Source organism: Listeria kieliensis (genome assembly GCF_003369925.1).
GTDB classification, from domain to species: Bacteria; Bacillota; Bacilli; order Lactobacillales; family Listeriaceae; genus Listeria; species Listeria kieliensis_A.
The window spans coordinates 337369-353388 of record NZ_LARY01000001.1 but is presented as its reverse complement, the minus strand read 5'-3'; the positions used below and the strand labels follow the sequence as shown (position 1 = coordinate 353388).

At 40.8% G+C, this 16020-nt stretch carries 15 protein-coding genes and 1 riboswitch; of the genes, 4 read left to right on the top strand and 11 right to left on the bottom strand.

Translation table 11 applies throughout. The annotated features are described in order from the left end of the window. The first annotated feature begins 67 nt into the window (after positions 1-67). The gene (locus UR08_RS01785) at positions 68-1225 is read left to right on the top strand and encodes a VanZ family protein (protein WP_115751953.1); all 1158 of its coding nucleotides are present in this window, start codon (positions 68-70) and stop codon (positions 1223-1225) included. Positions 1226-1268: 43 nt separating this feature from the next. Here the strand turns inward: UR08_RS01785 and UR08_RS01780 are convergent, their stop codons facing one another. The 7 genes from UR08_RS01780 to UR08_RS01750 all read right to left on the bottom strand — a co-directional run bounded on the left by UR08_RS01780 (position 1269) and on the right by UR08_RS01750 (position 9305). Continuing rightward, positions 1269-2594, bottom strand: a complete 1326-nt coding sequence (locus tag UR08_RS01780) for a TrkH family potassium uptake protein (RefSeq protein ID WP_115752685.1) — start codon at positions 2592-2594, stop codon at positions 1269-1271. 37 nt (positions 2595-2631) lie between these two features. Next, positions 2632-3417, bottom strand: a complete 786-nt coding sequence (locus UR08_RS01775) for a TerC family protein (RefSeq protein ID WP_115751952.1) — start codon at positions 3415-3417, stop codon at positions 2632-2634. 100 nt (positions 3418-3517) lie between these two features. Then, positions 3518-4282, bottom strand: coding sequence for a TerC family protein (locus UR08_RS01770; RefSeq protein ID WP_115751951.1), 765 nt, complete (start codon positions 4280-4282; stop codon positions 3518-3520). A 20-nt stretch (positions 4283-4302) separates the two neighbouring features. Next, positions 4303-4466: riboswitch (yybP-ykoY riboswitch) on the bottom strand. A gap of 69 nt (positions 4467-4535) precedes the next feature. Beyond that, positions 4536-5987 carry an amidase gene (locus UR08_RS01765; protein ID WP_115751950.1) on the bottom strand — a complete coding sequence of 484 codons (1452 nt, stop codon included), beginning with the start codon at positions 5985-5987 and terminating at the stop codon, positions 4536-4538. Positions 5988-6081: 94 nt separating this feature from the next. Further along, a complete protein-coding gene (locus tag UR08_RS01760; protein WP_115751949.1) occupies positions 6082-7650 on the bottom strand; it encodes a peptide chain release factor 3 in 1569 nt (522 codons plus the stop codon). Between the two features lie 106 nt (positions 7651-7756). Next, positions 7757-8227, bottom strand: a complete 471-nt coding sequence (locus UR08_RS01755; protein ID WP_115751948.1) for a glutathione peroxidase — start codon at positions 8225-8227, stop codon at positions 7757-7759. Between the two features lie 22 nt (positions 8228-8249). After that, entirely contained in the window at positions 8250-9305 is a 1056-nt protein-coding gene (locus tag UR08_RS01750; RefSeq protein WP_115751947.1) for a M42 family metallopeptidase, read from the bottom strand. Positions 9306-9440: 135 nt separating this feature from the next. Between UR08_RS01750 and UR08_RS01745 the strand changes: the two genes are divergently transcribed. Beyond that, positions 9441-10913 carry an LM6179_1298 family efflux MFS transporter gene (locus UR08_RS01745; protein ID WP_115751946.1) on the top strand — a complete coding sequence of 491 codons (1473 nt, stop codon included), beginning with the start codon at positions 9441-9443 and terminating at the stop codon, positions 10911-10913. Between the two features lie 53 nt (positions 10914-10966). On the opposite strand, the gene fabI is transcribed toward UR08_RS01745, so the two are convergent. From fabI to yjbM, 4 genes are read right to left on the bottom strand one after another with little or no spacing between them, the layout of a single operon-like run. Then, positions 10967-11755 (bottom strand): enoyl-ACP reductase FabI, encoded by a 789-nt coding sequence (fabI, locus tag UR08_RS01740; RefSeq protein ID WP_115751945.1) that lies wholly within the window; start codon positions 11753-11755, stop codon positions 10967-10969. A 60-nt stretch (positions 11756-11815) separates the two neighbouring features. Further along, complete coding sequence (locus tag UR08_RS01735; RefSeq protein WP_115751944.1) at positions 11816-12721, bottom strand: RluA family pseudouridine synthase; 906 nt, start codon at positions 12719-12721, stop codon at positions 11816-11818. 9 nt (positions 12722-12730) lie between these two features. Then, positions 12731-13528, bottom strand: coding sequence for an NAD kinase (locus UR08_RS01730; protein ID WP_115751943.1), 798 nt, complete (start codon positions 13526-13528; stop codon positions 12731-12733). Between the two features lie 25 nt (positions 13529-13553). Further along, complete coding sequence (yjbM, locus tag UR08_RS01725) at positions 13554-14216, bottom strand: GTP diphosphokinase (RefSeq protein ID WP_115751942.1); 663 nt, start codon at positions 14214-14216, stop codon at positions 13554-13556. A 151-nt stretch (positions 14217-14367) separates the two neighbouring features. Here yjbM and UR08_RS01720 point away from each other — a divergent pair, with 151 nt between their 5' ends. Continuing rightward, entirely contained in the window at positions 14368-14952 is a 585-nt protein-coding gene (locus UR08_RS01720; protein WP_276309256.1) for a CYTH domain-containing protein, read from the top strand. Positions 14953-15159: 207 nt separating this feature from the next. Then, entirely contained in the window at positions 15160-15969 is an 810-nt protein-coding gene (yjbH, locus tag UR08_RS01715; RefSeq protein ID WP_115751940.1) for a protease adaptor protein YjbH, read from the top strand. The last annotated feature ends 51 nt before the right edge of the window (positions 15970-16020 follow it).

Below are 16020 nucleotides of genomic sequence, written 5' to 3'. Positions count from 1 at the left end.
TTAAAATAAGTTTGCTGCTCAGTCTTATAGCAGCAAACTTATTTTTTACAAAGGGGAATCTTTATTTATGTCCAGTTATTTATTTCCAATCGAAGTTGCACTTATTTTTTTCCCATTTCTCGCCTTATTTCTTACGATTCCTTTTGCAATTTACTCCTATCGAAAATTTGGTAGCATTACGTTCATGCGTGTTTTTATTATCTTTACCTTTATTTTTTACTTGATGTCCGCTTTTTTCTTGACGCTCCTCCCTCTTCCAGATATGCAACATATTGCTCAAATGAAGGCTCCAACGCCTCAGCTTATTCCGTTCACTTTTGTACGGGAATTTTTAGATCAAACCGTCTTCAGCTTTTCAAATCCAGCTACTTATCTGCGAGCTATGGTTCAAAACATTGTCATCCAGCCTATCTTTAATATCTTTTTACTATTCCCTCTTGGTGTCTATTTACGTTATTACTTCCGTGTTTCTTTCAAAAAAGCACTTGTTCTTTCTTTTCTCATTTCACTTTTCTTTGAAGTTACCCAGTTAACGGGCATTTATGGGATTTATCCGCACGCTTACCGCTTGTTTGATGTCGATGATTTAATGCTCAATACGCTTGGCGGTGTTATCGGCTTCCTTATGGCCCCTCTTTTCACATTTTTCCTTCCAACTCGAGAAGCCATCGATTCTCTAAGCACTCAAAAAAGCGAACGCGTTAGCTACATCCGCAGATTTTTAGCTTATTTAATCGACTGGTTCTTCATCGGGGGCATCGGTTTTATTTTGACTTTGACGCACTTATTACCCGAGCAAGTGGTTTCACAAACGACAGGAAACAGTTATCAGCATATTTTTTATAATATCATCATCATTTTTCTTTATTTTATTCTTTTCCCCTCGATCACAAACGGCTTTACGCCCGGTAAATGGATCGTACGCATACGTATTGCAAATATTTCTGGAACACGAGTGAGCTTTTGGCAATTATTAGAGCGTTATACGCTGTTTTATTATTTGCTTGGCGGACTGATTTTGGTGCCTCTCAATCAACAAGTCCAAGAAATGGCTACTCCACAAATTCAGTTGATTCTATTCTTTATTTCATTCTTGATGTTTTTCTTGTTTGCGCTACACTTGATCGTGAATTTCTTCCGAAAAGACAATCGACTGTTTTACGAAAAAATGAGTCATACCGTTTCAATTAGCACCTTTCAATCAAAAAATCCAGATGTACAATAGCAAAAAACGATCAACGAAGCCTCGGGCTTCGTTGATCGTTTTTTTAACCTGTGATGATTTTTTCTTTCGGTAAGCGAATCGCATTTTTAGGTTCATTTTTATTGCGTAAGCTGAGCATTGAATACATAATCCCCACGCGCCCAATAAACATAAGTAGAATAATAATCACTTTGCCAGCGAGGCTCAAGTTTGGCGTAAGTCCAAGCGACAACCCGCAGGTTCCAAAAGCAGAAAAGACTTCAAAAATAATTTCAATCAGTGTCGCCTGCTCGGTCTGGGCAAGCAAGATGATCGCCGAAAAGCAAAGAATTCCTGCAAACAATGTGACCGCAAGCGACTTCCGAACGTCTTCCTGGTAAAGCTCACGGCCGAATACATAAATGTGATTTCTGCCACGAATAACCGACACCAAAAAGAGAATCACAATGGCAAAAGTTGTTGTTCGAATCCCGCCGCCAACGGAACTTGGAGAAGCACCAATAAACATCAGAATCGAAACGACAATCAAAGTGGGGATCGTAAGTGAACCGGCATCAATTGTTTGCAAGCCAGCACTTCTTGACGTCGCAGAAAGAAACATCGAATTGAAAAAGCCTTCTGCTGCACTTCCTCCTTTGAAAAAATGATTGTATTCCATCAACCAGATGAGTAATCCGCCGACAACGAGCAAAACCATGTAAGTAACGGTGGTGACTTTGACAAACAAAGAAAAGCGGAATGGGTAAAGAGAATTTTTTTCGAACAAGAAACGACGTGTTTCAAGTAAAACTGGGAAACCAATTCCCCCTGCAATAATCAGCAAGATCGAAATAAATTGTACAAAATAATCGTTTACAAAAGGCATCAAAGAGTTTCCTGTAATATCAACACCGGCATTCGTGACAAGCGAAACGGAATTATACAAGCCTTGGAACATCGCTTCTCCAAATGTGGGGTAAAACGGAATGAAATAAAGTCCTAAAACAACGGCTCCGACAAGCTCAATCCCGAAAATTAAAAATAAGATCTCACGCAACATGCGTACCATGCCGCTCATCGTATATTGATTCGTATCAGTCATGATTAACTGACGTTGTTTTAAACCAATTTTTCGTCGTAAAATTAAGTAAAAAAATGTGCTGAGCATCATAACACCCAGTCCACCCAGTTGAAAAATCCCCATCAATACCCAGATGCCTGCTGTACTGTAAATTTGACCAACATCAATGGTTGCAAGCCCTGTCACACTAACAGAACTCGCTGCTGTAAATAAAGTATCAATAAAAGAAACATGCACGCCTGGCTTTTGCGTAAACGGTAAACTTAAGAGTATCGTCGCTATTGTGACCGCGAAAAAATAATACGCAATGATAATTTGAACAGGTGTCATGCGAGATAAGATAATACGAACTTTATTCCGGATATTTCTATTTTCGAGATACAGTCTCTTTGTTCTGCTTTTTTTCTTTTCTTCTGGCAATGATATAACCACCTAACCCAATTATTATCATAACGGACCAAAAAACAGCTTTCCAGGCTGTTGTTTCTGGAAAATGCTCATCTAAAATCCCTACGGAAGGGTGCGAAAGCGTATAGATGGCTAACTTGACGCCTACCCAGCCAACAATCAGAAAAGCAGCTGTTTCAAGTGTTGGATAGCGCTCAAGCAGCTTCACAACTTGTGTAGCCGCAAACCGAATAACGATGAGCCCAGCAAGTCCGCCGAGGAACATCACGATAAATTGACCACCGTTCATTCCACCAATATGGAAATCTCCAAAGTCTGGAAGCGTCATCGCAAGGGCAGCTGCAGCAAGCATTGAATCAAGTGCGAAAGCAATATCCGTTAATTCAACGCGAAACACAGTTCCCCAAAACGAAACCGTCTTCTGAGCTTCTTCCTTGGCTTCTGTTTCTTCTTTTTTCCCTCGTTTTAAATCTAAAATATGTTTAATCGCAAGGTAAAGCAAATAAAGTGCACCGATAGCTTGGATTTCCCAAATCTTGACGAGAAAAGAAATTAAAAAAAGCGCAATGAATCGAAAAACAAAAGCGCCGAGTAACCCGTAGAAAAGGGCTTTACGCTGTTTGTCATGTGGCAAACCTTTTACGATAACAGCCATAACAACCGCATTGTCTGCCGAAAGAACTCCTTCTAAAACGACAAGAACCACAAACACCCAAGCATACTCTGCTAGAATCGAGAAGTCCAATTTACTCCACCAACATTTCTTTCTAAATTTAAGAAGGTTGTACGCTTTCCTCGTACATACCTTCTCATTTTATACTTTTTATTTGTCCTTGTTAAGCTTTTTATGACTGATTTTGTTTTTTCTTTTGTCGAACAGAAACGAGCCATCCCCCGATGATGATCAAAATCATGACACCCCAGAAAGTCAATTTCCATAATTTCGACTCTGGAAACGCATGTGGAATGATCGCAAGGCTTTCATGCGATAAGGTATAAACAACTAGTTTAACGCCCACCCAGCCGACAATCAGAAAGGCTGCTGTTTCAAGAGATGGGTAATTTTTGAGTAGCTTAACAAATTGCGTTGCTGCAAAGCGAATGATGATAAGTCCCACTAATCCACCAAGGAACATCACAATGAACTGACCGGTATCAATTCCGCCAATTTCTCCCCAGCCGGTTCTTGGTAGTGTAATCGCTAGGGCAACCGCAGCAAGCATGGAATCAATCGCAAAGGCAATATCCGCCACTTCGACTTTCAAGACGGTCATCCAAAAGCCAGAACCGCTCTTTTGCTTCGCTTTATCCGTGTCTTCCGTCCCTTTCGCATGTTTCACAATGTGGCTGATCGCAATGTAAAGTAAATAAATCGCCCCAAGTGCTTGCACTTGCCAAACGTTTGCCAAAAAAGAAATTAAAAAGAGCGCCGTAAACCGAAACACGAAAGCTCCCAGTAAGCCATAAAAAAGAGCTCGTTTTTGTTGTTTTTCTGGTAAATGCTTGACCATAACGGCCATAACAACGGCGTTATCAGCGGCAAGAATCCCCTCCAGTCCAATTAGTACGAGAAGTACCCAGCCGTATTCGAGTAACATTGCAGTATCCATAAAAATCCCCCTTCATTTTTAACAGTCCGAGTGAGGATAAAAAAAGCGAGACCTCACCCGATTTATGGGCAAAGGTCTCGCTGACATGTGACATGTTAATAAAACCGATGAATACGCCGTATCCATGTAATGACGATTTTATCCTGATTCCTAAAAATCAGTGCTACTCCCCTTTGACATCTGTCAAAAAGATTATCAAATTTTACTTTGTTATCATAGCATGTGAATTTGTGAAAGTCAATCTTTACTTATTTTACCTGTAGGCTTGTGGTAACTTGAACTGCTCTCTTTCTTCTAAGATTTTTCCTACTCCAAGCAGTAAATCTTCTCTTCCTTTTGAAGCCATAAATTGAATGCCAAGCGGAAGTCCTTCTGCCGTTACGTGTGTTGGTAAACTAATCGCTGGCTGACCTGTTAAATTCGCCAGTTGCGTATACGGCGTTAGCATCAAACTCTTTTCAAACATGGCATCGACTAAGTCGGCGAGTTCTGCTTCACTCAGTTGATCGGCCATTTGAAGCCGCGCACGAATTTCATCACTTTGAAGTTCCTGATCAATTCTTGGCGCGGAAAAAGCCGTTGCTGGACTTAAAAATAAATCATATGTCTGGAATAATTCTTCCATTTTGAATGCGGCTTGATCCCATAAATTGAGAGCCTTCACGTAGCTCTTTGCCGCAAGACGTTCTCCGTATTGATAAATTCCCCAAGTCATAAGTTCCATATCCTCACTTGTCATTTTGCGTTTAAGCTGTGCCTCAATTCCCGCAAACATTGCCGAAGTTTCAGCACCATTCATCAAATAATAGCTTGCCATAAGCTTCTTGCCATCAACAGGATAAGGAACCTCTACAACGTCGTGTCCGAGTGCCTGCATTTCTTCACAGATATGCTTAACCGCTTGTTTCGCTTCATTTGAAACAGGCAAATGAACAGGAGAAGTCGTCGAATAAGCGATTCTCAAACGTTTCGGGAACACATACGTTTCCCACTCTTCTCTTGGTGGGTGGTAGGGGGCCACTTTGTCGTTCCCTCGCATCGCATAAAATAGCTTTTCTGTATCTCGCATCGACACCGTTAGGGAGAAATCGATCGATGCACCTTGCCAGCCACGAAATCCCCCAGGGCCGTTCGGCATCGCGCCACGAGTTGGTTTTAGCCCGATTAATCCGCTAAAAGAAGCAGGAATCCGAATTGAGCCCCCGCCATCGCTCGCGCCTGCAATAGGAAACAAGCCACTTGCCACTGCCGCTGCAGCGCCTCCACTTGAACCACCTGGCGAGTGATCTAAATTCCACGGATTTCGCGCAGAACCATAAAGCGTAGGATCCGTGATATTTTTAAAACCAAATTCGGGCGCATTTGTTTGCCCAGCAGGAATAAAACCAATTTGTTCTAATTTACTTGTAAAATGAGAAGTTTGCGCCGAACGATTATCCGGAAATAAGCGTGAACTGAAAGTAGACTTCCAACCTGCCTTTTCCTGCCCAAGCATCTTAAGTGGAATCGCTAACCCAGAAAACGGTGCTTCTTCTGTCACTTTAAAATTTTGAGCCGTTTTAAGGAGAGCATCAAAATCCCATTCAACGAGAGCATTCAAAGCTGGATTTTGTTGTTCGATTTTTCGATTTAACTCCGTATAGTATTCAGGCAAACTAAGTTCTTTCTTTTTCCATTTTTGAACCCAATAAGTAGCATCTTTCACTGTCATCTTCCCCCTTTTGTCTGTTTCAATCTACTTTTTCATTATAGCATAGCAAAAAACCACGTTGCTAAAAAGCAACGTGGTCAAAAATGAATTAAAGCAAAGCTGTCAATTCAATATCTGGATTCTTATCTTTAAACCAATTGATCGCAAATTCATTTTCAAATAAAAATAGTGGCTGATCGAAGCGGTCTTTCACGAGCATGCTTCGAGCTGTCGATAATTTTTCATCCACATCTTCTTCGCGAATCCAACGAGCAATTTTCTTCCCGATTGGTTCCATAATGATCTCTGAATTATACTCATTACGCATTCTATGTTCAAAAACTTCAAATTGGAGTTGACCAACAGCACCAATGATATAATCTTCCATTCGCCAAGTTTTGAACAGCTGAATTGCGCCTTCTTGCACGAGTTGTTCAACGCCTTTGTGGAAATGCTTTTGTTTCATAACATTTTTTGCGGAAACTTTCATGAAAAGTTCTGGCGTAAACTGTGGCAATTTCGGAAATTCCATTGTTTTGCTCCCGCTTGAAATCGTATCCCCGATTTGATAATTTCCAGTGTCATACAAACCAATAATGTCGCCAGCAACGGCGCGCGTCACATTTTCCCGATCATCCGCCATAAATTGCGTTGAGTTCGCAAGCTTCATTTGCTTTCCAGTCCGCGTGAGTGTCACCGCGATTCCCCGTTCAAACTCACCCGAGCAAATCCTTACAAAAGCAATTCGGTCCCTGTGAGCAGGATTCATATTTGCTTGGATTTTAAAGACAAATCCACTGAAACTTGGGTTTTCAGGAAGCAGTTCACCTTCATTTGTTTCGTGCGGAGATGGAGATGGTGCGAAATCTACAAAAGTTTTGAGAAATGTTTCTACACCAAAATTTGTTAACGCACTTCCAAAGAAAACAGGCGTTAATTCACCTGCCGCAATTCGTTCACGACTAAATTCATTCCCTGCTTCATCTAATAACATAATTTCTTCAAGTGCTTGGGTATAATAGCTTGAGTTTTGAATCGGATGCGCTTCTTTTAAATCGCCATCTTCTCCAAGAGGAAGAAACGTTTCGCCCTCTTCAGCTCGGTAACGTTCAACAACACCATGATACCGGTCATATAAACCCATAAGCTCTTTTCCCATCCCAATCGGCCAGTTCATCGGATAAGATTCAATCTCGAGGACTTCTTCGAGCTCAGATAAAAGCTCCAGTGGCATTTTTCCTTCTCGGTCCATTTTATTCATAAACGTAAAAATAGGAATCCCACGCATGCGACAAACTTTAAAGAGTTTAATTGTTTGCGCCTCAATCCCTTTCGCTGAATCAATAACCATCACAGCTGCATCAACAGCCATAAGCGTTCGGTACGTATCCTCACTAAAATCCGAGTGTCCCGGCGTATCTAAAATATTAATCCGAAAACCTTCATAATCAAATTGCATCACAGAACTTGTAACCGAGATTCCACGCTGCTTCTCGATTTCCATCCAGTCACTGGTCGCGTATTTCCCTGTTTTTTTACCCTTTACCGTACCCGCTTGACGAATGGCGCCACCAAACAGCAAAAGCTGTTCTGTAATGGTCGTTTTTCCGGCATCTGGGTGGGAAATGATCGCAAAGGTTTTGCGTGTTGCCACTTCTTTTTGCAAATCCTGACTCATCGTTCCAATTCCTCCTCGATTTCTTCACATTTCATTAGTATATCATAACTGAAACCAAAAAAATACGACTAAAATCAATTAGCCGCATTTTTAAAAAACTCGTCAATCACTTAGCTAGTGCCATTTGAATGTTCGTTTCAATTGCTTCTGGTTTAGTTTTCGAAGAGAAACGCTCGATAATGTTTCCTTCTCGATCGATTAAAAATTTAGCAAAGTTCCATTCAATCTTCTTGCCACTTGTTTCCTTTACTAGATATTGATAAAGTGGATCTGCTTCTTTGCCGTTTACTTTAATTTTTTGGAACATCGGGAAAGTCACCCCGTAATTTCGCTCACAGAAAGCCAGAATTTCTTCATTGCTACCAGGATCTTGGCGTAAAAACTGATTGCACGGGAAACCAAGGATTTCGAATCCCTCATTTTGATAGGTTTCGTAAAGCTTTTCAAGGCCTTCAAGTTGAGGTGTCAAGCCACATTTACTTGCCGTATTTACAATCAAAAGCACTTTGCCTTTAAATTCATCAAGGGGCACTTCTTCCCCAGCCATCGTCGTTTCCTTAAAATCATGAACATTCATCTTTTGCCAGCTCCTTCCTTCTTTATTCCTCTATCATTTTCGAGAACAAATAGTGATAAAGCAATTTTTCCGTGTAATAAAGCGAATCTTTATGCGTCCTTTCGTAAGCATGGCTAGCATCAATGCCAGCTCCTAAAAGTCCATGAATAATATCATTTCCGGCGCGAACCGCAGCACTTGCATCAGAGTTGTAGTGTGGATAGATATCAACTTTATAAGCAATTTCTTCTTTTTCTGCAAGTTCTACCAAATGTTTGCGCAGACCATAGTGATACGGACCAGAACTGTCTTTTGCACAAATGGAAACCGTATATTCATCTGATTCTTGCCCATCACCAAGCGCTCCCATGTCCACAGCTAGATATTCCACAGTTTGTTCTGGTATGTTCGAATTCCCACCATAGCCGATTTCTTCATTATTTGAAATCAAAACATGCGTCGTATAAGGAAGCGTCAGTTTTTCTTTTTGAATATGCTGGATGAGGCGCAGCAGCATGCCAACACTTGCCTTGTCATCTAAATGGCGTGACTTAATAAATTCATCATTCACAATTTCAGTCCGCGGGTCAAACGACACAAAATCACCAACACTAATCCCGAGTTTCTTGACGTCCTCTGCGTTTGTTACTCGTGCATCAATCCGCACTTCCATGTTGCGCTCATTTCGCTCCGCCGTTCCTGCATTCTTATATACGTGAACGGACGTTTGATGCATCAAAATAGTGCCCGAGTAAGTTTTCCCCGAACTCGTTTCAATTCGGCAATATTCGCCTTCAATTGCATTAAAACGAAAGCCACCAATAAGCGAAAGCAGCAGCCTGCCATCCGTTTTAATTTCTTTTACCATTGCCCCAAGTGTATCCACATGTGCCGTGAGCATTCTATGCTTTGCTTGATTTTCCCCTTTCAAGGTAGCAATTAAGCCCCCCTTATGATTTTTCACATAAGAAACATCCAAACGGTCTAAATATTCGGCAATTTTTTGAATGATGACCGCTGTATTTCCTGTTGGACTGGGAATTTCTGTTAAACTTTGAATCAATTGCATCGTTTCCTTTGTATTTGGTTGATAGGTCACGTGCTTCGCCTCCTTCACTCTTTCATTATAGCGAAAACAAGCATAAAAGACATAAAAAAGTGCTTTGAGTGATTTAAAACAAAGCGGTTTTGTGCTATAATGCCTTGAGATATAGAGATAGAGGGAGGTAAGGTTTTGGAACAAACTAAAGTGAAAGCTGTCACGCTTGCCGTTTTCGTTGCTACATTTATGGCAGCAATCGAAGGGACCATTGTCAGTACGGCGATTCCAACGATCGTGAGCCAGTTAAATGGTATTGAACTTATGAACTGGATATTCTCTGTCTATTTACTGACTTCCGCCGTCACTGTACCGATTTATGGTAAATTATCCGATATTTATGGCAGGAAGCTTATTTTTGTAATTGCAACGCTTATTTTTATTATCGGTTCAGTATTATGTGGTTTTGCACAAAATATGGAACAACTGATTATTTTTAGAGCCATTCAAGGAATTGGCGCTGGAGGGATTTTACCTTCTACCATGACGATCATCGCCGATGTCTACCCTTTTGAAAAGCGAGCTCGCGTACTTGGTTTCATGGGATCTGCTTGGGGAATTGCTGGGGTTTTCGGTCCACTCTTAGGTGGTTTCCTCGTCGATCAACTTTCTTGGCACTGGATTTTCTTCATCAATGTCCCTGTAGGCATCGTAACAATTGCTCTTATCTGGTTGTACTTAAAAGAAGACATTGAAAAGCAGCGCCTGCCAATTGATTACCTCGGCGCTACTATTTTTACTGTCGCGCTTTTAGTGTTGCTGTTTGGCTTACAACGCGCTGGAGAAACGCTGCAATGGACAGAGCCATTTGTGCTTGTTCTTTTTGCACTCGCCATTCTTTTATTTGCTTGCTTTTATTTTGTCGAGAAGCGCGCAAAAGATCCAATCATGCCTTTTGTTCTTTTCAAGAACCCGGTGGTATTGATTGGCAATTTAATTGGCTTTTTCATTAGTGCTTTCTTAATTGGCATCAATGTCTATATTCCAATGTGGGCACAAGGAATGCTCGGGCACGGGGCCACTATAGCCGGCTTAATGATCGCTCCACTTTCCGTCACTTGGATTTTCGGTTCTTTTCTTGGTGGCAAGTGGCTCACTCAAATTGGGAACCGCCGAACAGTTGGCATTGGGATTCTTTTTACAATCGCAAGCGGCATCATTCTGGCGCTCTTTCCGAAAGACACAGGAGATCTTTACTTTTATTTGAACAGTGCTTTGATGGGCTTTGGTTTCGGGATCATTTTCACAACAACGACTGTGACCGTTCAAGATGCGGTTCCAAAACATCAAACTGGTATTGCAACGGCATCCAACACTTTGTTCCGGACAGTTGGTCAAACAATTGGCGTTGCGATCCTCGGCACGATTTTCAATTCGATTCTTGCGAAGCAATTTGGCGCTGCTAGCCTTGATGGTCTTAATCGCACGAATTTAAATCTACTCATCAGCCCGAAAACATCCGGAAAAGTGGCTGCCGATTTAATTTCGCCACTGCGCGATATCTTGTATCAAGGACTCCATCTTGTCTTTTGGAGCATGCTTCTTCTTGCTATCATTAGCTTTTTCTTACATTTTATTTTGCCAGGTAAGCATCGTAGCAACTCTTAAACCAAATTATAAAAAAACGCTCTAAGCGAATCACTTAGAGCGTTTTTTAAGCTTTAGAAGCCAATGATATGATAGCCATTATCGACGTGAATCATTTCGCCTGTAATCCCGCGTGATAGCGGGCTGAATAAGAATAAAGCCGTATCTCCAACTTCATCTGGATCCGTCGAGCGTTGTAATGGAGCTTTTTCTTCCACAATAGAAAGTGATTTCGTAAAACTGCTTACGCCTCTTGCAGAAAGCGTCCGAATTGGGCCTGCAGAAATCGCATTAACACGCACGCCAACTTTCCCAAGATCCATCGCCAAATATTTCACAGACGCATCAAGTGAAGCTTTTGCAACACCCATAATGTTATAGTTTTCAACCACGCGTTCCCCACCAAGGTAAGTAAGTGTGAGTAAGCTTGCATCTTCAGTTAGCATGTCTAGATGCTTCAATGTGCGTGCAACAGCTGTGAACGAATACGAACTTACTTCATGCGCTTGTAAAAAGCTTTCTCGGTCTACTTCTAAATAGTCACCCGTCAAGAATTCTTTATTTGCAAATGCGATACAATGTGCAAGACCGCTGATTTTTCCTTTTGCGGATTTAATCGTTTCAAAGGCGTTTTTGATTCCCTCTTCATCGTTTACATTACACTGAACGACAGGTGCCTCATGATTATTTTCATGAAGTAACGTTTTGAGTTCATCAATGCTTTTTTTCGCGCGATCATCAGCATATGTAAAAACTAAATCTGCTCCTGCTTCATTTAATGATTTTGCAATCGACCAAGCAATACTTCTCTTGTTCGCTACTCCCATTACAACATACGTTTTTCCAGCTAATGTCAAATTCATTTTGTTTCTCCTCCTATTTTCGGATTGCCCTTTCTATTTTCACATGACAGCCCGTTTTTTTCAATCTATTTCTTTTTCATTTTGCCTAAGAACCGCCAAAATATCATCCGAGAGCGGAATATTAAATTCGAGATATTCTTCTGTAAACGGATGAATCAAGTGCAAATGGCAAGAATGTAACGCTTGCCGAGCAATCAAATCTAGGCTCCCGCCATACATATCATCTCCGAGCAAAGGATGACCAATGTGTGAAAAGTGCACCCGAATTTGATGGGTTCTTCCCGTTTCAAGTTCAATTTCAACATGATCGAAACCTTGATAGCAACCTAGACGCTTGAAATTGGTTTTGGCATATTTTCCGTCTTTTGTCACAACACGTTCCATGATGCTAAGATCGCTTTTGCGTCCAATGGGTGCTTCAATGCTGCCTTGATTTGTTTGGAGTCTTCCGGATACAAGAGCCTCGTAGCGCCGCTTTAAAAGCCCCTTTTGAAGGGTTTCACTAAGCCTTGCATGAGCAAAGCGCGTCTTCGCAATTAGCATGAGTCCAGATGTATCTCGGTCAAGTCGTGTCACAATATGGATCGCAGAGGCGATCCCTTTTGTCTCGTAGTAGCCTTTCAGATGATTCGCCACAGAGCCGCTTGGATGAAACTGCGCGGGGATGGAAGCCATTCCTGCTTTTTTATTCAAGACGAGAATGAAATCATCTTCGTAAATGATATCGAGTTTATCGTGTTCGGCAATTAATTGGGCGTTTTCCTTCTCGGGGGGGAAAGTAACACGCACTTCATCTCCGCACTTTACACGGTATAAAACGTTCTCTTCCTGACCGTTCACTTCAATTTTCCCAGCTTCGTTATATTTGACCGAGGCCAGTAGCTGCTTTGAAATATGCTTGTGACGAAGAAAAGTTCGAAGCAGCAAGTCTGTATCCTTTTCTTCTGCAATCCATTCTAAAAACACCATTTCCTCCTAATCTTCGATAAAGGAATCATGCACTCGGCGCCAAAATGGGAAAGAGCGCAATCGAGCAAAATGAATCTCTTTGTCTGAAATTTCATAAATGATTTCATGTACGTCTCGGTGCAAAATGCTGAGATGGTCAATCGAAATTTGAAAATCACGATCATCCACTGGTTTTAAGTGTACCCGGTGATGCGTTGGAAAAATAAGTGGGCTTCCGATCGTCCGATAAACTCGGTTGTTGATCGAAGCCATTTCGGTGAGCTGCATGGATTTTACAGATGGATGAATCAAAGCCCCACCGAGTGATTTATTATACGCCGTTGTCCCACTTGGCGTTGACATACATAGCCCATCGCCACGAAATCGTTCAAATTGAGTGCTATTGATCACGACATCCACAACAAAGGGACCTCCTGAACTTTTAACAGTTGACTCATTGAGTGCCAAATATTCATCTTTCTTTTTTCCTGTATTATAATAAATCGTTGTTTTTAAAAGCGGATAACTCACCCATTCAAATTTACCTTTCGCAATTTTAGCAACTAGTTGCTCTGCTTCATGCGGTCGCCAGTCTGCATAAAAGCCAAGATGCCCCGTATGAATTCCAACAAATGCCGTTTCAGCAAGCCGATCCTGATACTCATGAAAAGCAGCAAGAAGCGTGCCATCTCCACCGATCGAGATGACAATTTCAGGCTCTGCTTCATCATAGATCATCCCTTCATAAGCTCCAAACTCTGCAATCATCGAGAGCTTTAGCAAATTGGACTTTTCATCCCCCTTAGACGTGATGACATACTTCACAGTGTTTCCTCCTTTATCAAGTCAGCTATTTTTTCGGAATCTTAGAACCCCTCGCGTTCTCTCCTTTTTGTGCGATTTTATTTTCAGAAAAGAAAACTTGCGCTTCTTGGATTTCTTCACGAATTTGACTCATTTCTTCATCCAATTGAAAAGCGGCTTCCGCTGCGCGTTTCAAACGTTTATTCATCGTTTCTGGAAATTCACCTTGATATTTGTAGTTAAGCGAGTGCTCAATCGTTGCCCAAAAATTCATCGCGAGCGTTCGAATTTGAATTTCCACTAAAATTTTTTGTTCCCCTTGAATCGTTTCAACGGGGTATTCAATCACTACATGATAAGAGCGATAACCGCTCGGCTTTTTATTCGCAATATAGTCACGCTCTTCAACGATGTGAAAATCGCGTCTTTGGCGTAAGAGCTGCACGACCGTCTCAATATCATCTACAAACTGGCACATCATTCTAAGGCCTGCAATATCTTGCATTTCCTCTGCCAAATGATCCAGTTGAATATTTTTTTGATTAGCCTTATCCAAAATACTCGCAATCGGTTTGACACGTCCAGTTACAAATTCAATTGGAGAATGATTATTCTCAAGTTGAAACTGCCCTCTCATCCCTTTGAGCTTTATTTTCAACTCTTCAACCGCTTGCTTATAAGGTGCTAAGAAATCTTCCCAATGACTCACAAAAACTCACCTCAAATAAAATTTACATTTTCTACCTCACTTATTTTATCACATTTCGTTCCAGTTCGGCAGTCATCACTTTCTTCGTATTTTTTATTTTTTCATGCTACTATGAAACAAAGAGCGTTTTATGAAAAAGGAGGCGTTTCGTTTGCAAGAACTCGAAATCGAATTCCGCAATATGCTAACTGAACGAGAATACCAATATTTAGTTGACTTATTCCGCTTAAAAGAAGAAGATTTTTTTGAACAAACCAACTATTACCTAGATACAAGGGCTTTTGCGTTAAAGAACAAGCAGAGTGCTTTACGAATCCGCAAACGGTCTGATCAATTTGAACTCACTTTAAAAACTCCTGAAGGAAAGGGCTTGCTTGAAACCACGCAAATTCTCGGAAGTGACCAAGCTGAAGCTATTTTAAATGGTTCCAATATCCCTACTGGTTCGGTTCGAGATTTGCTTGAAAAACTTGGCATTGACTACAACGAGCTAGAAATGTTTGGAGCACTTACGACCATTCGTGCCGAAAAAGATTATCAAGATGGGTTGCTTGTTTTCGACAAAAACCTCTACGGAGGCATCACGGATTTCGACTTAGAATATGAAGTGGAAAACTACGAAGAAGGCGAAAAAATCTTTTACAAATTACTTGAAAAACACGAAATCCATCAAGAAGAAGCGCCAAATAAAATCGAGCGTTTTTACAAACATGTCTATCAAAATAAAAATATTTAACTGTCTTTCAAAAAAGAACTTCTCTCGCACTTTTTTAGAGTGTTATCCGTTTCAAGTTTCAATTATTTGTTAAATTGAGAGGACGCTGATAAAATAGAAGTAGATGGTATATTGTATCCTTCTTTCACAACTATACTTCTATAGAATTTCCTTAGGATGCAAAAGTATTGCTAAATTAGATTAGAAATAAAAAATCAGGTGATTAAAATGATCAATCGAAATCTTTATTATAAATCTGTCGCCAACAGTAAACCGATTGAGATTTATCTCTTTTTCGATCCTGCTTGTCACGATTGTTTTGAGTTAGAATCAAACATCAGACGCCTTGAGATGGAATATGGAAATTACTTTAAGTTACGATATATTCTTCACAATAACTTACAAACTTTTATGTGCAGGAAAAAGCGCGCGGCGGATGGAATTCCACTAAAGGACCAGCAAGAGCAGGCGCATCAATCTTATGTTTCTTGTCTTGCTGTTAAAGCCGCCGAAATGCAAGGAAAAAATCTCGGTATTGCCTTTTTACGCAAGATTCAGGAAGCTTGTTTTGTGTATGGCGAAGATATTTCAAATGAAACGGTTCTCTTTAACAAAGCTGAAGAAGTGGGACTTGATTTAGCCGAATTCAAAAAAGACTTTTCTTCAAGCATTGCAAAGCGTGCCTACGTTGGTGATCAAAAAGTTGCACGCGAAATGGAAATAACGGAGAATCCGACAATAGTCTTCTTTAACCGAAATATTGAAGAGGCTGGACTTAAAATCAGTGGCTTGCATCGCTATGATGTTTATGTACACATTCTTTCTGAGCTCTTAAATCATTTTCCAGAGCCTGAAAAGCCTGAAATGGAAGATTATATAGCAGAAGTCAAACTTACATCGGTTGAATCCATGGCACAATTTTATAATGTACCGGCTTGTCAAATTGAACGGCAAATGAAAAAGTGGCGACTGCAACAAAAAGTCACACCGATTTATTTAAAAAATGGTGAAGTGCTTTGGCAATCGATCAAACATTAAAACAGTCGAATTCAGCTTCGGCTGTTTCTTTATGTTAAAAATCAAAAGGAA